The 20,803-nt window shown below is 71.3% G+C and carries 23 protein-coding genes and 1 pseudogene; 12 read left to right on the forward strand and 12 right to left on the reverse strand.

The features are described from left to right. The first annotated feature begins 82 nt into the window (after nt 1-82). Nucleotides 83-562 (forward strand): helix-turn-helix domain-containing protein, encoded by a 480-nt coding sequence (locus ACKTSN_RS44280; protein ID WP_409474211.1) that lies wholly within the window; start codon nt 83-85, stop codon nt 560-562. 22 nt (nt 563-584) lie between these two features. Here the strand turns inward: ACKTSN_RS44280 and ACKTSN_RS44285 are convergent, their stop codons facing one another. From ACKTSN_RS44285 to ACKTSN_RS44295, 3 genes and pseudogenes are all read right to left on the reverse strand, one after another. Beyond that, on the reverse strand, nt 585-1,187 hold the full coding sequence (locus ACKTSN_RS44285; RefSeq protein WP_409474212.1) for a ClpP family protease: 603 nt from the start codon (nt 1,185-1,187) through the stop codon (nt 585-587). Between the two features lies 1 nt (nt 1,188). After that, nucleotides 1,189-1,827 carry an ATP-dependent Clp protease proteolytic subunit gene (locus ACKTSN_RS44290; RefSeq protein ID WP_409474213.1) on the reverse strand — a complete coding sequence of 213 codons (639 nt, stop codon included), beginning with the start codon at nt 1,825-1,827 and terminating at the stop codon, nt 1,189-1,191. 151 nt (nt 1,828-1,978) lie between these two features. Continuing rightward, a pseudogene (locus ACKTSN_RS44295) lies at nt 1,979-2,110 on the reverse strand (alpha/beta fold hydrolase); the annotation flags it as partial. A 94-nt stretch (nt 2,111-2,204) separates the two neighbouring features. On the opposite strand from ACKTSN_RS44295, the gene ACKTSN_RS44300 reads away from it, so the two are divergent. Next, complete coding sequence (locus ACKTSN_RS44300) at nt 2,205-2,687, forward strand: VOC family protein (protein WP_409474214.1); 483 nt, start codon at nt 2,205-2,207, stop codon at nt 2,685-2,687. A 50-nt stretch (nt 2,688-2,737) separates the two neighbouring features. On the opposite strand, the gene ACKTSN_RS44305 is transcribed toward ACKTSN_RS44300, so the two are convergent. Together ACKTSN_RS44305 and ACKTSN_RS44310 are read right to left on the reverse strand one after the other, a co-directional pair. Then, nucleotides 2,738-3,613, reverse strand: coding sequence for an aminoglycoside phosphotransferase family protein (locus ACKTSN_RS44305; protein WP_409474215.1), 876 nt, complete (start codon nt 3,611-3,613; stop codon nt 2,738-2,740). Between the two features lie 69 nt (nt 3,614-3,682). Continuing rightward, nucleotides 3,683-4,594 carry an SGNH/GDSL hydrolase family protein gene (locus ACKTSN_RS44310; RefSeq protein ID WP_409474216.1) on the reverse strand — a complete coding sequence of 304 codons (912 nt, stop codon included), beginning with the start codon at nt 4,592-4,594 and terminating at the stop codon, nt 3,683-3,685. Between the two features lie 175 nt (nt 4,595-4,769). On the opposite strand from ACKTSN_RS44310, the gene ACKTSN_RS44315 reads away from it, so the two are divergent. Beyond that, nucleotides 4,770-5,969, forward strand: coding sequence for an esterase-like activity of phytase family protein (locus ACKTSN_RS44315; RefSeq protein ID WP_409474217.1), 1,200 nt, complete (start codon nt 4,770-4,772; stop codon nt 5,967-5,969). Nucleotides 5,970-6,045: 76 nt separating this feature from the next. On the opposite strand, the gene ACKTSN_RS44320 is transcribed toward ACKTSN_RS44315, so the two are convergent. After that, a complete protein-coding gene (locus ACKTSN_RS44320; protein WP_409475077.1) occupies nt 6,046-7,053 on the reverse strand; it encodes a zinc-binding alcohol dehydrogenase family protein in 1,008 nt (335 codons plus the stop codon). A 156-nt stretch (nt 7,054-7,209) separates the two neighbouring features. Here ACKTSN_RS44320 and ACKTSN_RS44325 point away from each other — a divergent pair, with 156 nt between their 5' ends. From ACKTSN_RS44325 to ACKTSN_RS44350, 6 genes are all read left to right on the forward strand, one after another. Continuing rightward, complete coding sequence (locus ACKTSN_RS44325; RefSeq protein ID WP_409474218.1) at nt 7,210-8,010, forward strand: VOC family protein; 801 nt, start codon at nt 7,210-7,212, stop codon at nt 8,008-8,010. A gap of 48 nt (nt 8,011-8,058) precedes the next feature. Next, a complete protein-coding gene (locus ACKTSN_RS44330; RefSeq protein WP_409474219.1) occupies nt 8,059-8,736 on the forward strand; it encodes a ribonuclease H family protein in 678 nt (225 codons plus the stop codon). Between the two features lie 376 nt (nt 8,737-9,112). Beyond that, nucleotides 9,113-10,048, forward strand: coding sequence for a patatin-like phospholipase family protein (locus tag ACKTSN_RS44335; RefSeq protein ID WP_409474220.1), 936 nt, complete (start codon nt 9,113-9,115; stop codon nt 10,046-10,048). After that, the gene (locus ACKTSN_RS44340) at nt 10,045-11,271 is read left to right on the forward strand and encodes a macrolide family glycosyltransferase (protein WP_409474221.1); all 1,227 of its coding nucleotides are present in this window, start codon (nt 10,045-10,047) and stop codon (nt 11,269-11,271) included. Before ACKTSN_RS44335 ends, ACKTSN_RS44340 begins: the two co-directional genes overlap by 4 nt. Further along, nucleotides 11,271-11,759 (forward strand): hypothetical protein, encoded by a 489-nt coding sequence (locus tag ACKTSN_RS44345; RefSeq protein ID WP_409474222.1) that lies wholly within the window; start codon nt 11,271-11,273, stop codon nt 11,757-11,759. The genes ACKTSN_RS44340 and ACKTSN_RS44345 overlap by 1 nt, the downstream gene beginning before the upstream one ends. Next, nucleotides 11,756-12,694, forward strand: a complete 939-nt coding sequence (locus tag ACKTSN_RS44350) for a hypothetical protein (protein WP_409474223.1) — start codon at nt 11,756-11,758, stop codon at nt 12,692-12,694. The genes ACKTSN_RS44345 and ACKTSN_RS44350 overlap by 4 nt, the downstream gene beginning before the upstream one ends. 33 nt (nt 12,695-12,727) lie before the next feature. Here the strand turns inward: ACKTSN_RS44350 and ACKTSN_RS44355 are convergent, their stop codons facing one another. After that, the gene (locus tag ACKTSN_RS44355; RefSeq protein ID WP_409474224.1) at nt 12,728-13,396 is read right to left on the reverse strand and encodes a nitroreductase; all 669 of its coding nucleotides are present in this window, start codon (nt 13,394-13,396) and stop codon (nt 12,728-12,730) included. Nucleotides 13,397-13,554: 158 nt separating this feature from the next. Here ACKTSN_RS44355 and ACKTSN_RS44360 point away from each other — a divergent pair, with 158 nt between their 5' ends. Next, the gene (locus ACKTSN_RS44360) at nt 13,555-14,205 is read left to right on the forward strand and encodes an FMN-dependent NADH-azoreductase (protein ID WP_409474225.1); all 651 of its coding nucleotides are present in this window, start codon (nt 13,555-13,557) and stop codon (nt 14,203-14,205) included. Nucleotides 14,206-14,290: 85 nt separating this feature from the next. Here the strand turns inward: ACKTSN_RS44360 and ACKTSN_RS44365 are convergent, their stop codons facing one another. Further along, nucleotides 14,291-14,776 carry a MarR family winged helix-turn-helix transcriptional regulator gene (locus ACKTSN_RS44365; RefSeq protein ID WP_409474226.1) on the reverse strand — a complete coding sequence of 162 codons (486 nt, stop codon included), beginning with the start codon at nt 14,774-14,776 and terminating at the stop codon, nt 14,291-14,293. A gap of 109 nt (nt 14,777-14,885) precedes the next feature. Here ACKTSN_RS44365 and ACKTSN_RS44370 point away from each other — a divergent pair, with 109 nt between their 5' ends. Together ACKTSN_RS44370 and ACKTSN_RS44375 are read left to right on the forward strand one after the other, a co-directional pair. Beyond that, nucleotides 14,886-15,869 (forward strand): aldo/keto reductase, encoded by a 984-nt coding sequence (locus ACKTSN_RS44370; protein WP_409474227.1) that lies wholly within the window; start codon nt 14,886-14,888, stop codon nt 15,867-15,869. A 129-nt stretch (nt 15,870-15,998) separates the two neighbouring features. Further along, nucleotides 15,999-16,496, forward strand: a complete 498-nt coding sequence (locus ACKTSN_RS44375) for a DUF6328 family protein (protein WP_409474228.1) — start codon at nt 15,999-16,001, stop codon at nt 16,494-16,496. A gap of 38 nt (nt 16,497-16,534) precedes the next feature. Here ACKTSN_RS44375 and ACKTSN_RS44380 read toward each other — a convergent pair whose 3' ends face one another. The 4 genes from ACKTSN_RS44380 to ACKTSN_RS44395 form a co-directional block, all read right to left on the reverse strand. Beyond that, nucleotides 16,535-16,975, reverse strand: coding sequence for an SsgA family sporulation/cell division regulator (locus ACKTSN_RS44380; RefSeq protein ID WP_409474229.1), 441 nt, complete (start codon nt 16,973-16,975; stop codon nt 16,535-16,537). Nucleotides 16,976-17,035: 60 nt separating this feature from the next. Beyond that, nucleotides 17,036-18,007 (reverse strand): LLM class F420-dependent oxidoreductase, encoded by a 972-nt coding sequence (locus ACKTSN_RS44385; RefSeq protein ID WP_409474230.1) that lies wholly within the window; start codon nt 18,005-18,007, stop codon nt 17,036-17,038. Between the two features lie 40 nt (nt 18,008-18,047). Next, nucleotides 18,048-19,667: a protein kinase domain-containing protein gene (locus ACKTSN_RS44390; protein ID WP_409474231.1), complete on the reverse strand. Its 1,620-nt coding sequence runs from the start codon at nt 19,665-19,667 to the stop codon at nt 18,048-18,050. A 109-nt stretch (nt 19,668-19,776) separates the two neighbouring features. Further along, nucleotides 19,777-20,736 (reverse strand): threonine/serine dehydratase, encoded by a 960-nt coding sequence (locus tag ACKTSN_RS44395; RefSeq protein ID WP_409474232.1) that lies wholly within the window; start codon nt 20,734-20,736, stop codon nt 19,777-19,779. Between the last annotated feature and the right edge of the window lie 67 nt (nt 20,737-20,803).

Genomic DNA, 20,803 nt, shown 5'->3' on the forward strand with positions numbered 1-20,803 from the left:
CGGGCCGGGCGTTTCGTCCGATTCCACCGAGGGCGGAACGCCGGGGACTTCCCGTGGCGGCGGGCGCTCCTAGGCTGGAGAGGTGAGCAACCAAGCGCCGAACGAAGCCCGCGTCATCCCCCTGCGCCCGCCCACCGCGCGCGCCGGGACGGCCCGCCCAGCGTCCGAGCGACCCGCCGGTTCGCCGCCCCGGCCCGGATCGGCTCCGCACGAGCCGCTTCGGCCGGCACCCGCTCCGCACGAACCGCTCCGCTCTGCCCCCGCTCCCAAGGAGCCGCTCTGGCGGGACCTCGTCGGTGACGTCCTGCGCCGTGAGCGGCTCGCGCAGGAACGCACGCTCAAGGACGTGGCCGACGCGGCGCGGATCTCCATGCCGTACCTGTCGGAGGTGGAGCGCGGCCGCAAGGAGGCCTCCTCGGAGGTCCTCGCGGCCGCCGCGCACGCCCTCGGCCTGGGCCTCGGCGACCTGCTGTCGCTGGCGCAGAGCGAGCTCACGCGACACGCCAACCGCAGCCGTGCCACGTCCACTTCGCCGTACAACGGGCTCTGCCTGGTCGCCTGACGACACCCTTGGGCCCGGCGTCTCAGACCGTCACGAGACGCCGGCTCAGCACCTCGTCGGCGAGCCCGTACGCCACCGCCTCCTCGGCGGTGAACACCTTGTCGCGGTCCATGTCCGCGCGCAGCGTGGCGATGTCGTGGTGGGTGTGCCGGGCCAGCACCTCCTCGACCTGCGCGCGGATCCGGACCATCTCCTTGGCCTGGAGGGCCAGGTCGGAGATCATGCCCCGGCTGCCGCCGCTGGCCGGCTGGCCGAGCAGCACGCGCGCGTGCTCAAGGACGATGCGCCGCCCCGGATCCCCGCCGGCCAGCAGTACGGCGGCCGTGGAGGCCGCCTGGCCGACGCAGATCGTCGAGATCGGTGCCTGCACGTACGTCATCGTGTCGTAGATCGCCATCAGTGAAGTGAACGATCCGCCGGGGGAGTTGATGTAGATCGCGATCTCGTGCTCGGGTGCCGCCGACTCCAGATGGAGGAGTTGAGCGATGACGACGTTGGCGACGCCGTCGTCGATCTCGGTGCCGAGGAAGATGATCCGCTCGGACAGCAGCCGGCTGAACACGTCGGAGGAGCGCTCGCCGTGCGCGGTCCGCTCGACGACGTACGGAATCGTGTAGTTCCCCATGTCACAGCCCCATCCGTCGCTTGGAGGCGGCCGGGCGGACGTCCGCGAGGGACTCCAGGACCCGGTCCACCATGCCGTACTCCCTGGCCTCCTCGGCCGTGAACCAGCGGTCGCGGTCGCCGTCCCGGGAGATGGTCTCCGGGCTCTGGCCGGTGTGCTCGGCGATGAGCCGCTCCATGGTCCGCTTGGTGTGCTCCAGGTTCTCCGCCTGGATCTCGATGTCCGCGGTGGTGCCGCCGATACCCGCCGACGGCTGGTGCATCATGATCCGGGCGTTGGGCAGCGCGTAGCGCTTGCCCGCCGTACCGACGCTGAGCAGGAACTGCCCCATGCTGGCGGCGAAGCCCATCGCGAGCGTCGAGACGTCGTTCGGGATGAGCCGCATCGTGTCGTAGATGGCGAGGCCCGCGTGCACCGAGCCGCCCGGGCTGTTGATGTACAGGCTGATGTCGGTGCGCGGGTCCTCCGCGGACAGGATCAGCAGCTGGGCGCAGACCCGGTTCGCGGAGACCTCGTCGACCTGGGTGCCGAGCAGGACGATGCGCTGCGCGAGCAGCTGGGCGGCCAGATGGTCGTCGAACCGGGTGGGCGGGGTGTCGCCCTCCTCGGCCCGGGGTGGCAGGGCGGTGAGTGGAGACATCGGCGCTCCTTGTCGTCGTTGTCGTGAGTTGTCATGAGGTGCCGTGAGGTGTCGCGACGCGGCCGGCATCGCCGCGATCTCCACTCTGGGCCGGGAACAGGCGCCGAAGGCGTTTTCTCTGCCCGCGGCAGATTCGCCACCGGCAGAGCGGTCAGCCGTCGCGCTTCTCGCGCAGTTGCCGGAAGAAGGCCCGTACATCCTCGACCAGCAGATCCGGCTCCTCCATCGCCGCGAAGTGCCCACCACGGTCGAGCTCCGTCCATCGCACGATGGGGTGGTGGCGGGGCCACCTGGATCAATCAGCGGCCCGACCGATGAGTTCCGCGGCGAGGATCGGTCGATACGGGTGACCGCGTTCCATGCCCCAGGAGGTACTCATGGCCACCGACGGATTCACCACGTGTCTCTGGTTCGACGACCAGGCCGAGGAAGCCGCGCACTACTACGTCTCGATCTTCAAGAACTCCAGCGTCGGCAAGGTCGCCCGCTACCCCGAGGGAGCCCCTCGCCCCGCCGGCACCGTGCTGACCGTGGAATTCACGGCCAACGGCCACAAGTTCCTGGCGCTCAACGGCGGCCCCGAGTTCAAGTTCACCGAGGCGATCTCCTTCATGATCTTCTGCGAGAACCAGGAAGAGATCGACTACTACTGGACCAAGCTCACCGAGAACGGCGGCGAGCCCGGCCCCTGCGGCTGGCTCAAGGACAAGTACGGGGTCTCTTGGCAGGTCATCCCGGACAGCCTCGACGACATGATGAGCGACCCGGACCCGGCGAAGGCGGCACGTGCGACCCAGGCGATGCTGTCGATGCACAAGCTCGACATCGCCGCCCTGGAGAAGGCGTACGCGGGCGAGTAGGGCACACCCCGCGGTGTCCGGTCGCCACGGACCCGGCGGCCGGACACGCCCTACCCGGCCTCGGCCAGGATCTCCTTGATCACATGCCGCGAGTTCGCCGCCAGCGGCGGATTGGTCTCCCAGTAGTACGGCAGCTGGATCAGCGAGATCGACAACGCCCAGCCACGCCCGCGCGCCCACTCGGAGTCGTCGACGCCCAGAGCGTCACGGAAGACAGGGCGGGCCGAGGCGGGCAGGAGATTCCAGGCCGCGATCAGATCGACTGCGGGATCTCCCACTCCCACCGTGCCGAAGTCGATCACGGCGGTCAGCCGTCCCTCGGTGACCAGGACGTTCCCCGGCGACAGGTCGCCGTGCGCCCAGACGGGCGGCCCCGACCGCGCCGGGACCCGCAGGGCCTCCTCCCACAGCGCCGTCAGCGCGGCCGTGTCCATCCTCCCCGCCAGCTGTTCGATGGCCGACCGGGTCGGCGCGTCCCTGGTGGCGAGCGGGACGCCCCGCGAACCGGGTGGCCCGTCCACGGGGTCGATCCGGCGCAGCGCGCCGACGAACTCCGCCGGGTCCTTGGCGAGCAGCTCCGGCTCCTTCAGCGCCTCGACGGCCGGATTGCGCCCCTCCAGCCACCGGTACACCGACCAGGGCCACGCAAACCCCGCACCAGGCTCGCCCTGCCCCACCGGCTCGGGCGTGTCGAGGGGCAGCAGTGGCCCCAGCCGGGGCAGCCACCGCATCTCGTGCTCCACCCCCTCGACGGCACGGGGATGCCGCGGCAGCCGCACCACCAGGTCGGCGCCGAGCCGGAACATCGCGTTCTCGGTGCCCGCCGACTGCAGTCGGCGCACGGGCAGCCGAGCCCACTGCGGGAACTGTCCGGCGATCAGTCGGCGGACCAGTGAGGCGTCGACGTCGACCTCGTCCGTATGCATCTTGAGGGCATACATGAGGGCCATCCCAGCGGCCCGGCCCGGCGTTTGTCGAACGATTTTGACGCCGGGTCAGTGAGAGCGGGCTCCTTCGTCCACCACCCGCGTGATCTCCCGTGCGATGCGCAGGATGCCGGGCGAGCGCACCGGGCATGGTTTCGGGGTGGACGTCGTGGGCGCCAGACAGAAGTGCAGGTAGTCGTCGTCGCGGTGGAGGGCGGTGCGGTCACTGCCCGGCTGGGTGCAGTAGTCGGGGTGGGCGCGCTCGTAGGCGGTGCACGGCAGGTACTGGGCCCAGGTGTAGCGGGCCGATGCGGGACTCACCGCCCGCCCCGCGTCGGCGACCAGGTCGCCGGCGGCCGCGGCCCGTTCCTCGTAGAGGGCGTTCACGCGCCGGACCCGGTCGGGGGTGATCGGGTCCGGGCCCTGCAGCACCCAGACGATCCGCGGGCGCCGGGTACCGCCGGCCGCGGTGATCTGCTCGGTGAGCAGGCGCGCGTCGGCGGCGTACCGTTCGAAGTACCGGGCGCGGGAGGCGTCGTAGGTGATTCCGTCCATGCACGGCGTGTAGCCCCAGGCGTTCCCCCAGAACTGCAGCACCACGAAGTCCGGCCGCACCGAGCGCACCAGGGCGGCGGCCTTGTCGGCGTCCGGCACGAGGGACCGCTCGCCCGTGCCCTCGAGGTAGTCGCACAGGGTGGTGCCCGAGTACGGGGCGCTGGTGTACCGCGCTCCCAGGTCCCGGCGCAGTTCCCGGCCGAGGACCTTCTGGTTCTCCATCGCCAGCGAGTCCCCGAGATACAGCACCGTGGGCGCCTTCGCGGGCGTGGTGGGGGAGGCGGCGGCCCGCTGGTGCGTGGTGGGCGAGGTGCCGGGTACTGAGGGCGCGGGCGGTACGGCATCCGGCCCGGACGCCGGATCCCCGCAGGCGCCGAGGAGCGTCACGCCGGCCAGCAGTACCCCGACCAGCCACCGCCTGTGCATACGGCCACCCCCACCCCGTCACCGACAGGGCTGCCCAGGCAAGCACAGCCCGGCGGCAGGGGGAAGACACGCGTCGGCCACGGGAGCCGCGGACGCCCGCCCGTACCGTACGTGTGTGCGGGATCGTCCACCGGTGTTGGCGTGTTGGTCATATGGTGTCTCTACGGTGCCCGCCATGAGAAGAACTTCGATCTTGCTCGGCGCCGCTGTCCTGACCGTGGCGCTGGCCTCCCCCGCTGCGGCCCAAAGCGACCACCCCGACGGGGACTTCGGGCGGGCCACGCTCACCGGATTCGCCTCCCTGCCGGCCGAGACCTACGTCCCCGACAGCGAGCCGTCCGGCTCGCTCATCGGTGCCGGCCCGTTCAACGGCATCGCCGCGCCGTTCGCGGACCAGCCCGTCCAGGGCTTCAGCGGCATCGTCAACCGCCACGACGGCACCTTCGACGTGCTGTCCGACAACGGTTACGGCAACAAGGCCAACAGCGCCGACTATCTGCTGCGCGTCCACCGCATCGAGCCGGACGCGAGGTCCGGGAAGGTCAGGGTGCTGGGCGGCTTCAACCTGAGCGACCCCCACCACAAGGTGCCGTTCCCGCTCACCCGTGCCGACCGGCTGCTGACCGGCGCCGACTTCGACGTCGAGTCGATCGTGCGGGTCGCCGACGGCACGTACTGGATGGGCGACGAGTTCGGCCCGTTCCTGCTCCACTTCGACGCCAAGGGCCGTCTGCTTCAGGCCCCCATTGCGCTGGACGGAGTGCAGGCGCCGGAGAACCCGTACCTGAACGGTGCACAGCCGACCATCGGCGGGAGCAAGGGCTTCGAGGGCCTGGTCCGCTCGGTCGACGGCCGCCGCCTCTACCCGCTCCTGGAAGGCAGCGTCACCGGCGACACGCCCGGCGACCTGCGGTTCAGTGAGTTCGACCTGCGTCAGCGCGCCTACACCGGCAAGCGGTTCGTCTACCGCCTGGAGTCGACCGCGACCGCCATCGGCGACGCCATCGCCGTCGACCGTCATCGCTTCCTGGTCATCGAGCGCGACGGCGGCCAGGGCGACGCGGCCAAGTTCAAGCGGATCTATCTCGCCGACACCCGTGACAGCGACGGCGACGGGGTGATGGACAAGACACTGGTGGCCGATCTGCTCGACATCGCCAACCCCAAGAGCGTCGGCGGCTTCGACGAGACCTTCCGGTTCCCGTTCACCACCATCGAGGACGTCGTCCTCCTGAACGACCGGACGCTGGCCGTCCTGAACGACAACAACTTCCCCTTCTCGTCCGGCCGTACGCCGGGCAGGGCGGACAACAACGAGTTCATCACCATCCGGCTGACGGACCGTCTGCACGCCGACCCGCGCGCGTTCCGCTGAGGCACGCGAGGGGGCCCGGACACCCGCGCGCGACCGGGCCCCCTCGCTGGGTCGCACGCGGCCAGGTCCCGTGGCTTCAGGCCAGGTCGTTCACCAGTACCGCCGCCCCGTCGAAACGGCCCGCCTTCAGATCGGTGAGGGCCCGCGCCGCCTCCGACAGGGAGTAGATGTGCGTGGTGGCGCGCACCCCGTGGCGGGCGGCGAGTGCCAGGAACTCCCGGGCGTCCTCCCGTGTGTTGGAGGTGACGCTGCGCAACTCCTTCTCGTAGAACAGCTCGCTCTCGTAGCGCAGCGGTGGCACATCGCTCAGATGGATACCGGCGATCGCCAGCACCCCGCCCCGGTCCAGCGCCCGCAGCGCCACGGGGACCAGGTCGCCGACCGGGGCGAACAGGATCGCGCTGTCCAGCGGCTCCGGAGGGAGGTCGTTCGGGTCCCGCGCCGAGGTCGCCCCCAGCTCCAGTGCGAGCCGTCGTGCCGCCGCGGCACGGGTCAGGACGTGCACCCTGGCGCCCTCGGCCAGGGCCACCTGCGCACACAGGTGGGCGCTGCCCCCGAACCCGTACAGACCGAGCCGTCCGCCCGGCGGCAGCGCGGCCCGGCGCAGCGCCCGGTAGCCGATGATGCCGGCGCACAGCAGGGGCGCCGCCGCCACGTCGTCGAGGCCGCCGGGCAGCCGGTGAGCGAACGCGGCCGGAACGGTCGTGTACGGCGCGTAACCGCCGTCGGCGTCCCAGCCCGTGTACTGCGACGCCGGGCACAGGTTCTCGGCGCCGCGCGTGCAGTGGACGCAACTGCCGTCGGTGCGGCGCAGCCAGGCCACGCCCACCCGCTCGCCGACCGGGAAACCGCGCACCGACGCCCCGAACCCGGCCACCACGCCGACCACCTCGTGCCCGGGCGTGACCCCCGGCCGGTGCACCGGCAGATCCCCCTCGGCCACATGCAGGTCGGTACGGCACACCCCGCAGGCCCGCACATGCACCAGCAGCTCATCGTCCCCGGGCACCGGCACCGGCTTCCCCAGCAGCCTCAGGGAGCCCTCCTCCACGGGCCCCGGCGCCACCACCGACCATGCCCGCATCGTCCCGTTCACCATCCCGCGCCCCACTTTGCCGGTCCCCACCCGCCTTCCGCCCTCCAGTCTGGAACGGAAGGGCACGTTCGGCGCGCGGGCCGCCCCTCGGATGACTAGCGTGAGGAAGCGGACAACCCCACCAATCCCGGAAGGGCCGCAGCCATGGCCGTGAAACCTGAGGGAATGCCCTGTTGGGCCGACGCGATGTTCACGGACGTCGAGGGAGCCAAGACCTTCTACGGCGAGGTTCTCGGCTGGACCTTCGGCGAGGCGCCGTCGGAGTACGGCAACTACACCCAGGCCTACGTGAACGGCAAGGCGGTCGCCGCCGTCGTACCGCCCATGTCCGGCCAGGAGGAACAGCCGCAGTGGTGCCTCTACTTCGCCTCGCCGGACGCCGCCGCCACCGCGGGCAAGATCCGCGACAACGGCGGTGAGCTGGTGATGGACCCGATGCAGGTCGGCGACTTCGGCACCATGTGCCTGGCCCGCGACCCGGGCGGTGTCGTCTTCGGCGTGTGGCAGGCGGGCAGCCACGAGGGGTTCGAGGCGCCCATGGAACAGCCGGGCGCGTTCTGCTGGGCCGAGGTCTTCACCCGCGATCCGGAGAAATCGGACGCGTTCTTCCCCGCCGTGTTCCCGTACACGGCGCAGCAGATGGACGACAACGGCATCGACTTCCGGATCTTCAACCTCAGCGGGAACCCGGTCCTGGGCCGGATGAAGATGACCGAGGACTTCCCGCCCGACGTGCCGCCGTACATCAACGTCTACTTCAGCGTCACCAACTGCGACGACGCCGTCGCCACGGCCACCAAGCTCGGCGGCATCCTGCGCTTCGGGCCGATGGACAGCCCGTTCGGGCGGTTCGCCGCGCTGAGCGACCCGGAGGGCGCGAGCTTCTCGGTGATCGACACCACGACGACCGAGGGCGAGATGCCGAAGCTCACCGACGTCTCCTGACCGACTCCGGCGACCGGGCGCCCGGCCCGGACATGGCATGATCGGACCATGGGTGAACGAGTGGTGGCCGCGTGCGACGGGGCTTCGAAGGGAAACCCCGGACCGGCGGGCTGGGCCTGGGTCGTCGCCGACGAGAGCGAGACCCCGACCCGCTGGGAGGCGGGGCCGCTCGGCAGGGCCACCAACAACGTCGCCGAACTCACCGCTCTGGAGCGGCTGTTGGCGGCGACCGACCCCGGAGTGCCGCTCGAGATCCGGATGGACTCGCAGTACGCCATGAAGGCCGTCACCACCTGGCTGCCCGGCTGGAAGCGCAACGGTTGGAAGACCTCCGCCGGCAAGCCGGTCGCCAACCAGGACCTGGTGGTGCGCATCGACGAGCTGCTCGACGGCCGCTCGGTCGAGTTCCGCTACGTGCCCGCCCACCAGGTCGACGGCGACCCGCTGAACGACTTCGCCGACCGCGCCGCCAGCCAGGCGGCGACCGTGCAGGAGCCCGCGGGCAGCGGCCTCGGCTCACCGGAGCCGCCGCCCGCGCCGGACGTCCCGCCGACCGCGCCGCGCCGCCGGTCCGCGACGGCCAAGCCGCGCTCCGGCGCCGCCCGCACGATCAAGGCCAGGTTCCCGGGCCGCTGCGTCTGCGGCCGCCCCTACGCGGCCGGCGACCCCATCGCCAAGAACGCCCAGGGCTGGGGCCACCCGGAGTGCCGGACGGTCGACGCCTAGGCGCTCCGCTGGTGGTCCGGTACGCCTCCTGCGGGTGCGTCGTGGCTGGTCGCTCCCTCACTCTCGGCTTCGCTCGAGCGGGGGGACCCCCATCGCGGCGGAGCCGCATATCGATACAGCCCCGTGCCCCTTACGGCGTGCGGTACCGCACCGGACTTCGCCAGGGCCGTCAGGGTCTGTGTCGTTGACTTTCGTTTGCGGTGTCACAGATCGGGTGGCTGCCTGGTCCTAGTTGAGGGATCAATCCGATTCAGTGCCGTGGTGAGAAAGGTCGATCATCATGAGGGGTACCGGTCGGGGGCCAGTCTCATGGGCACGCTCTGGCGTCAGCGGGGGCCACTCGGCGAGTGGTCGTGGCCATGAGAGGCCTCGAACCGTGACGCGTGACAAGGGGGACCCGGCATCGGTGGGCTTGTGCGCCCTTCCCCGTCCCGTGGCCGCGGTGGTGGGCGCCGGTGGCGTGTTCGGCGCGGCGCATGTCGGTGTCGGGTACGCGCTGGAGCAGCGCGGGTTCCACCCGGACATGATCATCGGAACCTCGGTGGGTGCCCTCAACGGGGCCATCGCGGCCGCCCACCCCGACAGAGCCGCGCCGTGGCTGGACAACGTGTGGACCCAGTTGCGTCGCCGTGAGGTGTATCCGCTCGGCTACCTGTCCTCACGGGCCAGCGTCTTCACCGATCGCGGCCTGCGCCGACTGATCGCCCGGGCTGGGCTGCCGTCGCGGATCGAGCAGCTGGCGGTCCCGTTCACCGCGGTGGCCATGGACCTGGTCACCGGCGCTCCGGCGCTGCTCGATGAGGGAGACCTCGAGTCCGCGTTGCTGGCCAGCACCGCCATTCCCGGGATCCTGCCCCCGGTGGATCGTGAGGGCCGGACGCTCGTCGACGGCGGGGTGATCGCCTATGTCCCGGTACTGGCGGCCCAGCAGGCCGGGGCGGCCAGCGTGGTGGTGCTGTCGACCGGGCCGGAGAGCTCGGCGTTGAGCCCGGTCGTCCCGCGTCGGCGTGCCGGTGCGATCGCCGCCAGGGCCGGGCTGTTGCTGTTGCACCATCAGATCGAGCGTGACCTGCGGGAGGTGTCCCGGCACATCCCGACCGTCGTGCTGCCCACCGGCATCGAGGCCTGGCCCGCCCCGTGGGACTTCGGGCATTCCCAGCGGCTGATCAGCACCGCGGAGCTCACGGCGGGGCGCTTTCTCGACGGGCTGCGCATCAGTGGGCCGGGCCTGTATCGGCTCCACGGCCCTTCGGCGACGTCCGCCGGCCCGGGCGAAGCGTCGACTTCTCCCATATCGGAGGCCGGCCTGTGAGTACCATCGCCTTCCTCAACATCGGCATGCACGGGCGCGTCAACCCGACGCTGCCGGTCGTGGCCGAGCTGGTCCGGCGCGGTCACACCGTCACGTACCACACCTCACCCGCGTTCCGTGCGGAGATCGAGGCCGCCGGCGCGACCGTGTGCCTCTACCCCGGGGGCGACCAGCCGCTCCCCGATCCGCCGACGCCGGTCACGCTGGTGGAAGGGCTCGCGCGCACCGCCGTCGGCTTGCTGCCCCCAGTGCTCGCCGACCTGCGCCGCGTCCGGCCCGACCTGATCGTCCACGACAACGCCTGTTTGTGGGGTGCGGTCGCCGCCAGCGAACTCGGGGTGCCGGCGGCGTCGTCGTTCACCACGTTCGCGTTCAACCGGCATGTGCCCAGTCCCACCCGCGGCTCCTGGGAGCTGCTGGCCGCGGCTGCGGCCCGGCCCCGCAGCGTCCAGAGCTATCTGCGGTCGCGCTGGGAGCTGCACCGCCGCTTCGACGCGCGTCGGTTGCCACTGCTCGACCTGGGGAACATCCGCCAGCCGCTCAATCTGGTCTACACCTCGCGGGAGTTCCAGCCTGCCGTCGAGGACTTCGACCAGTCCTACCGGTTCGTCGGCCCGAGCATCGGCGCCCGACCGCTCGACCCGTCGTTCCCGGCCGACCGGCTCCAGGACCCGGTGCTGTACGCCTCGCTGGGCACGGTGTTCAACGCCGACCCGCAGCTGCTGCGCAGTTTCGCCACCGAGCTCGCCCCGCTGGGCGGCACCGTGATCGTTTCCACCGGGCAGACCGATCCCGACGCACTGGGTCCGTTGCCGGCCAACGTGCTCACCCGCCGCTTCGTGCCGCAACCGGAGGTGCTGGCCCGCGCGGCGCTGTTCGTCACCCATGGCGGGATGAACAGCGTCAACGAGGCCCTGCACGCCGGGGTTCCGATGTTGGTGGTCCCGCAGGGCGCCGACCAGCCGATGGTGGCCCGGCGGGTCGTCGAGCTCGGCGCCGGCCTGTCGATCCGTACCCAGGACGTCGCCAGGGGCTCCGTGCGTGCCCTCGCCCGGCGCCTGCTCCACGACCCCGGGTTCCGGGCAGCCGCGGCCACCCTGAAGATCGCCCAGCACGAGGCGGGGGGATATCAGCGCGCCGCCGACGAACTCGAGCGGTATGTGCAAGCGGCCGGCTCGGTCCGTCAGTCGGCTCCCGTAGATCGCCACAGCGAGGCTGAGTGATGTCACCCGTCGTCGTTGTCCTGCTGCTGTTCGCCGGGCTGTCGGAGGCCGCCGGACGCATCCTCCCGCTGGTGGCGCGCCGGCCTGGCATGTCCCGGACGTTTGTGGCCGGCTTGCTGCTGCCCGCCGGCCTCGTCGAGGGTGCCGTGTTCGCGCTGTGGCCGCTGACCGCGTGGACCCTGGCCGAGCTTGTGCTGTCCTCCCCACCGCCAGGCACCGGGTTGGAGTGGACGCCGAGCCTGGTCGCCCCGCTGGTGCTCGCTGCCGTCCTTGCCTTCCCGTTGCTCGGACCCCTGCTCCACCTGCTGCTCGTTGTGGGCGTCGGGGCCGGTCTGGCCGGCCCGCTCGCAACGGCGACCGGGCTCGGTTGGTGGGGCGCCGCCGGGTGCGTGGCCGTCGCCGGGGCCGGTCTTGGTGTTGCTGTGGAGGGTGTTCGTCGTCTGGTCGTGAGGATCAGTGCGACGAGGGCACCGGAGGTGATCGCATGAACGATGTCCTGCTCTGGGTCTGCGCGCTGGGGCCGGTTCTGCTCGCCGAAGGACTGCTGGCCCGCTACGAGGTCATGGCCTACAGCGCCGGCTGGCGGGCCCCTGTCACCGAGCTCCCGGAGGGCGTGCCCTATGCCCGGGGTGCGGCACCTGACAGTCCCCCGGATGCCTACCTGGTCTACCTGGACGGCATCGGCAAACGCCGCTTCCGCGACACCCGGGACGGCGGCCAGCTGGTCAAGGCCGTGATCGCCGGAGCGCCGGAGCTGCGGGTGCTGGGCCAGGTGCAGCCCTACTCGCCGCTGGCCGACCCGCTCGCCGATCGGCCGGTGTGGGCGTGGCTGCGCCGTCACATCGGGCTGCTGCTGTTCCTGCACAACGTCATGCAGGTCTTCGTCGCCGCCGACCACCGGTACCGGCCCCTGTACAACCGGGCCGTCGGCTCCCAGATCGCCACGCAGCTCCGGCTCGCCGGCTACCAGCCCGACAGCGGTATCCCGGTGGTGCTGCTCAGCTACAGCGGCGGCGCCCAGGTCGCCACGGGCGCGGTCGACGAACTGCACACCCAGCTGCGCTCCCCGCTCATGGTGATCACACTCGGTGGGTTCCACAACGGCGCCAACGACGTCACGCAAGCCGAGCACGTGCATCAGCTCACCAGTGCGAGCGACCGGATCGAGCGGGTCGGCACCTGGATGTTCCCTCAGCGCTGGCGGCTGTTCCGCCGCAGCGGATGGAACCGCGCCCGCCGCGCCGGGAAGATCACCGTGCATCGTCTCGACCCGGCCACTCACCTCGGGCCGCGCAGCTACATCAGCCGAGAGGCCCGGCTGCCCGACGGCCGCAGCTACCTCGACCGCACCACCGACACCGTGATCGCGCTCATCTGCGCCCGCCACGGCGCGACCGTGGCGACGGACGACCCGATGCTGTAAGGGCCCCGCCACGTCGGCTGAGGGCGGGCGGTGTCAGTAACCGTCGACGAACGTGACCGTCTCGTCGAGCGGCGCCCGGCCCGTACGGGCGTGATCCACCGTGACGTCCTCGAACCCGATCGACATGCCACAGAAGAGGATGAGCTCGTCCGGGGGTGACAGGACCTCCGCGACGGTCCTGCGATACTTCGCCCACGCCATCTGCGGGCAACTGTGCAGCCCTTCGGCGCGGAGCAGCAGCATGACGGTCTGCAGATACATGCCGACGTCGGACCATTGGGCCGGGCCCATGTCGCGGTCGATGTAGCAGAACAGGGCGGCGGGTGCGCCGAAACAGTCCCAGTTCGCGGAAGCGGCCCTCTGGCGCGCCTCCAGGTCCTCGCGCGCAATACCGAGTGCACCGTAGCGCTGCGCACCGAAGGCGGATCGGCGCTCGCAGTAGGGGGACTTCAGCGCGGACGGGTACTGCTCGTACTCCGGCTCGTCCCAGGGGTCGCCTGTGGCCAGGCGCTCGCCGACGCGCTTCTTGAGTTCGGCCAGCGGCGCGCCGGTCAGCACGTAGGCGTGCCACGGCTGGATGTTCGATGCGGACGGTGCCCAGGCCGCGGCTGACAGCACGCGCTCCAGCACCTCCCTCGGGACATGCCGGTCGGTGAATCCGCGCACTGCCCGTCGGCTCGTGACCGCCTCATAGACGTCCATGATCGCCTAAGTCCCATCTGCTCAACGCGCCCTCCCTTTTCCGCTTCCATTTCACTTGCGATGGTATCACTCAATACCATCTCGTGCTTAACTATCGTCGAGTACGAATCCTCAGTCCTTGGTTCCCCGCCTCGGGCACCGCTCTTTGGAGAAAGTCCATGGCCACGCTGCTGCACATCGACTCGTCCGCGTTTCCCGGCGAGGCGTCCTCGTCCCGTTCGGTCGCGGACGCCTTCCGCAAGGCCTGGGAGGAACAGCACCCGCAAGGCACGGTGATCTACCGCGACGTCGCCGCCAACCCTGTCCCGCACATCACCGCCGACGCCTGGTCCGCCGGTTTCACCGCCCCGTCCGAGCGCACCCCGGAGCAGTCCGCCGCGTTCGCCGCGCGCGAGAAGCTCATCGAGGAGCTGGAGCAGGCGGACGCCGTCCTGATCGGCGCCCCCATGCACAACTACTCGATCCCGTCGACCCTCAAGGCGTGGCTGGACAACGTGATCATGGTCGGCCGCACCTCGGGCGAGAACCCCTCCGCCAAGGGCACCCCGGTCACCGTCGTCGCCAGCCGCGGCGGCTCCTACGCGCCGGGCACCCCGCGTGAGGGCAACGAGTTCGTACAGAACTACCTGGAGGCCGTCCTGAAGGGCATGCTCGGCCTGGACGTCGACTTCATCGTCCCGGAACTCACCCTGGCCCCCCGCAACCCGGCCATGTCCGAACTGGTCCCCCTCTACGAGGCCTCCCGCGAGCGCGCCCTCGAGGACGCGGCCACCAAGGCCAAGGAACTCGCGGAGCGTCTCGCCGCGTAAGCCGCATGAGGCGCAAGCGCGCCCGCGCGGCAGGCAACCGTCGCGCGGGCGCGCTTACGCCTCACCGCCTGCGGGACGGGCGCGCTTACGCCTCACCGCCTGCGGGATGGGCGAACCGGGTCAGCAGATCCGTCAGCTGCTCGGGCTCGCCCGGCCCCAGTTCGGCAACCAGGCGCTCAGCCAGCGGCTCCGCCGCCACATGAGCTGCGTCGAAAAGCTCGCGTCCCTGAGGCGTGATCTCCACCGCCCGCGCCCGCCGGTCCCCCGGAACGGCCTTGCGCACGGCCAGCCCCCTGCGCTCCAGGTCGTCCACCACCCGCATGATTCCCGCCTTGTCCGACCCTGTCGCCGTCGCCAGGTCCCGCTGCACCGTGGGGCCGTGGTTGACCAGCTCGATCAGCACGGCGAAATGCCGCAACTCGAGACCGAGCGGCCGGAGCGCCTCCGTCATCACCGTGGCCGCACGCAAGTGCGCCCGGCGCAGCAGCAAGCCGAGCGCGAACGGCGATTCATCCCCGGGGCGGTCGGTCGCGCGCGAGGCGGTGGTTCGGTGAGGAATGTCGGCGGTCATGAGGTCACACTACAGCCATCCGTTCATTCGATACGATATCGGTTGAAACGAAGTGCGGTTGCAGGACCGGGCGTCCGTGCGCGGGCGTGCCGGGTGACAGACTGACGCCATGGATGAACGTGAATTCGGCAGGTCGGGTCAGCATGCGTCCGTCGTCGGCCTCGGCACCTGGCAGTTGGGTGCCGACTGGGGCGACGTCGACGACAAGGAAGCCCTCGCAGTGCTGGAGGCCGCTGCGGAGTCGGGAGTGACCTTCTTCGACACCGCCGACGTCTACGGCGACGGACGCAGCGAGCAGACCATCGCCACGTTCCTGAGCAGTCGGCCGGATCTGCACGTGCTGGTCGCGACCAAGATGGGCCGCCGCGTCGACCAGATCCCCGAGAACTACGTCCTCGACAACTTCCGCGCCTGGAACGACCGGTCCCGGCGCAACCTCGGCGTGGACCGCATCGACCTGGTCCAGTTGCACTGCCCGCCCACCCCCGTCTACTCCGCGGACGAGGTCTTCGACGCCCTGGACACCCTCGTCGAGGAGGAGCGCATCGCCGCGTACGGCGTCAGCGTGGAGACCTGCGCCGAGGCACTGACCGCGATCGCCCGCCCGAACGTGGCGAGCGTGCAGATCATCCTCAACCCGTTCCGCATGAAGCCCCTGCGCGAGGTGCTCCCGGCCGCCCGCGAGGCCGGCGTCGGCATCATCGCCCGGGTGCCGCTGGCCTCGGGCCTGCTGTCGGGCAAGTACACCAAGGACACCGTCTTCCCCGAGAACGACCACCGCACCTTCAACCGGCACGGCGAGTCCTTCGACCAGGGCGAGACCTTCTCCGGCGTCGACTACGCCACCGGCGTCGAGGCCGCCGCCGAGTTCGCCGCCCTCGCCCCCGACGGGTACACCCCGGCCCAACTGGCACTGCGCTGGATCGTCCAGCAGCCCGGCGTGACCACGGTGATCCCCGGGGCCCGCTCACCGGAGCAGGCCCGCGCCAACGCGGCCGCCGCCAGGCTGCCGGCCCTGCCCGACGCCACGCTCACCGCGATCCAGGACCTCTACGACCGGCGGATCAAGGACCAGGTGGAGGGCCGCTGGTAGCCGCTGTCCGGCGGATGTCCGGGTGACCGCGGGAGGACCGCACGGCGGACCGTCGGTTGCCCGGACACTTCTGGCGCGCACGGGGAACCCGGGTGGGAAGGACGTCGGTCGCTCGCACCGGGAGGAACAGTGTCGATCACGGAAGGCCGTCCGAGCAGGCCCAGGGGGCGCAACGAGACCGAGGAGGAGAGAGCCGACCGCATGTGGGGGGAGCTCATCCAGGAGGTCCGCGTTGCGCAGATGGGCGTGCAGATCCTGTTCGGCTTCCTGCTCACCGTCGTGTTCACCCCCACGTACCGGACCCTGGAGGACACGGACCAGACGATCTACATCGTGACCGTCGTCCTGGGCGCCGCAGCGACCGGCGCACTGATCGGACCGGTCTCCCTGCACCGCCTTGTCTCCGGCCGAAGGGTGAAACCGCAGGCGGTGACGTGGGCGTCCCGGCTGACCTTCGTGGGTCTTGTCCTGCTGCTCGCCACCATGACCTGCTCGCTGCTGCTCATCCTGAGGGTGGCGACCCACAACCCCTGTGTGCCGTGGCTGGTCACCGCCGTGCTCGTGTGGTACCTGCTGTGCTGGTACGCCCTGCCGATGTGGACGCGGCACCACCATACGAGCCGGTGACGGACGGCGAGGCGGGGGCACCGACCGACCGGGGCTGCTCAACCACCGCCCCGCTCCGCCTCGGCGATGACCTCCGCCAGGAAGCCGTCGACGCGGAAGCGCTCCTGACCGGGCGCGACCACGTCATGGGTCCGGCGCAGGAACGCCTCGACCGCCGGGGCCCAGGCGAACACCACCGCGTGATGCCGTCCGCCGTCCGGCCGGGCGGCGCCGAAGAACTCCATGCGCAGTTCCGCCCACGCCCCCGTCGACACCGGACGGAACCGCACGTCGCCCGTTCCGACCGGCCGGCGCAGCCCGTCCTGGAGCATCTCCCGGTCCAGCCGCCACCGGGCGAGTACCCGGCCGTCGTGACTGAACACCACGGTGACGGCGAACGGGTCGTCCGCGTCGTAGCTCAGGTGGGCGAGGACGGGGAAGCGGTCCGTGGCGCCCGCCTGCAGTTGCATGACCAGAGTCCTGTGCACGTAGGGGTTCACGAGGGGCCTCCGAGGAGAGCGGTCGTAGAGAGCCCTGGTACCCCGTTGTACGCGTGATGCTCAGTCAAGGGCGTCGCGCAGTGCGGGCAGCAGGGTCTTCGCCGACCAGTCCAGGTAGTCCGGCTGCGACTCGCCGCCGATCTGCACCAGGGCGATCTCGGTGAACCCGGCCTCGGCGTACGGGCGTACGGCTGCGACGAAGTCCTCCGGGTCGTCACCGCAGGGGATCGAGTCGGCGACGTCGTCCTGTGTGACGAACTGGGTGGCCGACTCGAAGGAGTCCGGGTGCGGCAGCTCCGCGTTCACCTTCCAGCCGCTGCCGAACCAGCGGAACTGCGCATGCGCCCGCTTGACCGCGGTGTCGCGGACGGGGTCGTAGCAGACGGGCAGCTGGCCCACGCGCGGCTTGCCCGCACCGCCGTGCCGGTCGAAGGCGTCCAGCAGCCCCGGCTTCGGTTCCGTCGCGATGACCAGGTCGGCGAGTCTGCCGGCCAGCGCGCAGGAACGTTCTCCGGAGACGGCGATGCCGATGGGTGGCGGCTCGTCGGGCAGGTCCCAGAGCCGGGCCGACTCCACGTCGAAGTGCGTGCCGCGATGGGTCACATGGCCGCCCGCGAAGAGCTCCCGGATGATGTGGACCGCTTCCTCGAGCATCTCGTGCCGCACGTCCACGGACGGCCAACCGCCGCCCACCACACGCTCGTTGAGGTTCTCACCCGACCCGAGGCCGAGCCGGAACCGGCCCTGCGACAACAGCTGCACGGTCGCCGCCTTCTGCGCTACCACCGCCGGGTGGTAGCGGAAGGTCGGGCACGTCACGTACGTCATCAGCGGGATGCGGGACGTCGCCTGCGCCGCCGCGCCCAGCACGCTCCACGCGTACGGGGAGTGACCCTGCGAGCGCAGCCACGGAAAGTAGTGGTCCGAGGTCACCGAGAAGTCGAAACCCGCCTCCTCGGCGCGCACCACATGGTCGACGAGCTCACGGGGGCCGGCCTGTTCGGTCATTATCGTGTATCCGATTTGCACCATGAAGGGCGAGTTTCCGCGTCGGGTCGGCAGAAACGGGGGCTCAGTCCAAGGGCGTCCGGAAGGTCCGCAGGAAGGTGTCCAGGGCCTGCTGGTTCTCGGCGTCCTCCCAGTCGTCGGCGGGCGTGGTCCAGCGCAGCGAGTAGCCGCGGCCGCCTCCGATGAGGAAGCCGCGTCCGAAGGTGCGCACCACAGTGCCGTCGGCCTCGACGACCCACTGCATGTCGGCGGCCTCGCGCCCCTGGTAGGTCGTCGCCTGGATCTCGCCGACCCGCTGGTAGTCGTCGGCCTGCTGCTTCAGGTCCGGTTCGACGTCGTCGCGCCAGACGGCGACCGGGTCGTCGCCGACGCGTTCGCTGTAGGTCACCGCCAGCGTGCGCGGGTCGTCCGGCGCGCCGAGGACCACGCGGTACGCCAGGTCGGACACGCGGCTGGTGCGCAGCGGCTGCCAGCCGTCCGGGAGGGCGATGGAGAAGCCCTCGGGTGAGTCGTAACGGCGGAAACCCTGCGGGAGGGCCGTCGCCGGGGCCGACGGGGTCGCGGTGGTGGGTGGTGCCGTCGGGGTCGGGGTCGGGGTCGGCGCCGGTGTCGACGGCACGGACGGGCGGTCCGTCTGCGGGGGCGCGGCCGAGGTGGGGGGAGTGGGCTGTGCCCCGGACGCGGAGGTGTCGTCGTCGGGCAGGCCGCGGGTCACCGCGAGGACGGCGACGGCGACGGTGACGACGGCGAGCGCCGTCCCGGCGATCATGGTTCGTCTGCTCCACCCCGGTCCGGTGGCGTGGCAGGCGGCGGCGTACGCGCGGCGCAGACGGGGCGTCGGCGCCGCCGGCAGGGCCGCGTCGGGGTCCTCGTTCACCACCCGGGTGAGGGCCTCGCGCACCACCGGCCGGGTCAGCCGCTCCCGGGAGTCCTTGCGCAGCAGCCCCTGCACGGCCTGGGTGAGGGGTCCGGCGCGCTGCGGTGTGTGCAGCGGGAGCCGGTCCACGCCCTTCAGCGTGGCCTCGGGCCGGTCCCGGTCCCGGAACGGCGGGCGCCCCTCGACCATGGTGTAGAGGATCGCGCCGAGCGCCCACAGATCGGCCGCCGGGCCGATCCGCTCGTCACGGGCCTGCTCGGGGGAGGCGTACGAGGGTGCAGCGAGCCGCGGTGCCAGCGTCGCGCCGGCCAGTCCGAAGCCCGCCACGACGACCGGGCCCTCCTCGCGGACGAACACCTGCCCGGGGCTCAGCTCGCCGTGTGTGATGCCATGACCGTGCGCCGCCTCCAGCACGTCGAGCAGCTCCAGCCCGATCCGCGCCGCCCGCACATAGTTGAACGGGCCCTGCTCGGTGAGGAGTTCACCGAGCGGTGTGCCGCCCACCCACTCGGTGACCGTCCACAGCGCGCCCGCCTCCTCCACGGCGTCGACGACGGGCGCGACCCGGCCGGGGCACAGCCGCCCCATCGTCTCCGATGTGCGCATGATGCGGCCGACCGTCCGGCGCGCGCTCTCCCCGCCGGGCTCGTCCGGCAGCCCGACCTGCGTCACCAGACAGGGCCGCCCGGCCTCGACGTCCTCCCCGTACCAGCACACCCGGTTCGCTTCGCGATGGACGGCCTCGAGGAGCCGGTACCTTCCGGCGACCAACTCGTGTGCGGAGACGTACGCCTTGCCCATGGTCATCCCTCGTTGAACGCCTGCTCTCACCTTTGCCACTGGTACGCGGGGCGCGACGGCAGGCGTTCAACGCGGCGGGTGCATATTCGTGCGATCGTCAAATTTTGACGATGCGTCAAAGTACGCCGAAGCGGCCCGCCCAGGTCATCACGTCGGCGGTCGACGCATTGCCCCCGCACACCACCAGGCCGAGCCGACAGCCGTCGCCGATCCGTTCCACGACCCGGCGGGCGGCGGGCAGCAGACAGCCGGCGGCCGGTTCCGTCCACACCTTGGCGTGTTCGGCGAGGTCCAGACAGCCCCGTACGGCGTCCCGGTCGGGGACCACGAGGACATCGGTGACCAGGGCGGACACATGGTCGTACGTCAGCTGCGACACCGAGGGGGCGCTGAGCGTGGACGAGATCGACGACAGCGCGACCGGCACCGGGCCGCCCGCCGCCAGTGCCTCGGACATGGCCTCGGCGCCCTCGGTCTCCACGCCCCAGATCCGCACCTCGGGGCGGCGTGCGCGCAGGGCCGCCGCCACACCGGAGATCAGCCCGCCGCCCCCGACGCTGACCAGCACGTCGGTGACCTCGTCCGCGTCGTCGGCGAACTCCAGCCCCACGGTGCCCTGTCCGGCGACGACCACGGGGTCGTCGAAGGGGTGCACCAGCGTCAGGCCCTCGTCCCGCAGCTCGGTCACGAGGTTGAACGCGCCGCCCATGTCGTCGGTCAGGCGCACCGTCGCACCGGTGTCGCGGGCGATCTCGACCGCCCGTGCGGGCGCCGAGCGCGGCATGACCACCGTCGCCTTCACGTCGAGGGCGGCCGCCATGACCGCGAGGGCGATCCCGTGGTTGCCGCCGCTGACCGCCACGACGCCGGCGGCCCGCTCGGCCTCGCTCAGCGACAGCAGCTTGGCCGCCGCCCCGCGCGCCTTGAAGGAGCCGGTGCGTTGCAGGAGTTCCAGCTTCGCGGTCACCGGGACGCCGAGCAGTCCGGACAGGCCGGGGCTCGGCACCGTGGGGGTCTGAATGACATGTCCGGCGATCCGCTCGGCGGCGGCTTCGATGTCCGAGATGCCGATCAAGGAGCTCACCCTTCCGGCACGGCAGCGTCGGTGGTGGGGCCGCGCCGTTCTGAACCCTGACGTGGGC

This window comes from Streptomyces flavusporus (assembly GCF_046267975.1).
Taxonomy (GTDB): domain Bacteria; phylum Actinomycetota; class Actinomycetes; order Streptomycetales; family Streptomycetaceae; genus Streptomyces; species Streptomyces flavusporus.

Bases quoted from the DNA above. Each gene is read 5' to 3' on its own strand.
- ACKTSN_RS44370 (WP_409474227.1), top strand. From the start codon at position 14,886: ATGGATGAACGTGAATTCGGCAGGTCGGGTCAGCATGCGTCCGTCGTC.
- ACKTSN_RS44310 (WP_409474216.1), bottom strand. From the start codon at position 4,594: ATGCACAGGCGGTGGCTGGTCGGGGTACTGCTGGCCGGCGTGACGCTC.
- ACKTSN_RS44305 (WP_409474215.1), bottom strand. From the start codon at position 3,613: ATGCATACGGACGAGGTCGACGTCGACGCCTCACTGGTCCGCCGACTG.
- ACKTSN_RS44330 (WP_409474219.1), top strand. From the start codon at position 8,059: ATGGGTGAACGAGTGGTGGCCGCGTGCGACGGGGCTTCGAAGGGAAAC.
- ACKTSN_RS44300 (WP_409474214.1), top strand. From the start codon at position 2,205: ATGGCCACCGACGGATTCACCACGTGTCTCTGGTTCGACGACCAGGCC.
- ACKTSN_RS44360 (WP_409474225.1), top strand. From the start codon at position 13,555: ATGGCCACGCTGCTGCACATCGACTCGTCCGCGTTTCCCGGCGAGGCG.
- ACKTSN_RS44290 (WP_409474213.1), bottom strand. From the start codon at position 1,827: ATGTCTCCACTCACCGCCCTGCCACCCCGGGCCGAGGAGGGCGACACC.
- ACKTSN_RS44385 (WP_409474230.1), bottom strand. From the start codon at position 18,007: ATGGTGCAAATCGGATACACGATAATGACCGAACAGGCCGGCCCCCGT.
- ACKTSN_RS44345 (WP_409474222.1), top strand. From the start codon at position 11,271: ATGTCACCCGTCGTCGTTGTCCTGCTGCTGTTCGCCGGGCTGTCGGAG.
- ACKTSN_RS44320 (WP_409475077.1), bottom strand. From the start codon at position 7,053: ATGCGGGCATGGTCGGTGGTGGCGCCGGGGCCCGTGGAGGAGGGCTCC.
- ACKTSN_RS44390 (WP_409474231.1), bottom strand. From the start codon at position 19,667: ATGACCATGGGCAAGGCGTACGTCTCCGCACACGAGTTGGTCGCCGGA.
- ACKTSN_RS44285 (WP_409474212.1), bottom strand. From the start codon at position 1,187: ATGGGGAACTACACGATTCCGTACGTCGTCGAGCGGACCGCGCACGGC.
- ACKTSN_RS44365 (WP_409474226.1), bottom strand. From the start codon at position 14,776: ATGACCGCCGACATTCCTCACCGAACCACCGCCTCGCGCGCGACCGAC.
- ACKTSN_RS44350 (WP_409474223.1), top strand. From the start codon at position 11,756: ATGAACGATGTCCTGCTCTGGGTCTGCGCGCTGGGGCCGGTTCTGCTC.
- ACKTSN_RS44355 (WP_409474224.1), bottom strand. From the start codon at position 13,396: ATGGACGTCTATGAGGCGGTCACGAGCCGACGGGCAGTGCGCGGATTC.
- ACKTSN_RS44315 (WP_409474217.1), top strand. From the start codon at position 4,770: ATGAGAAGAACTTCGATCTTGCTCGGCGCCGCTGTCCTGACCGTGGCG.
- ACKTSN_RS44325 (WP_409474218.1), top strand. From the start codon at position 7,210: ATGGCCGTGAAACCTGAGGGAATGCCCTGTTGGGCCGACGCGATGTTC.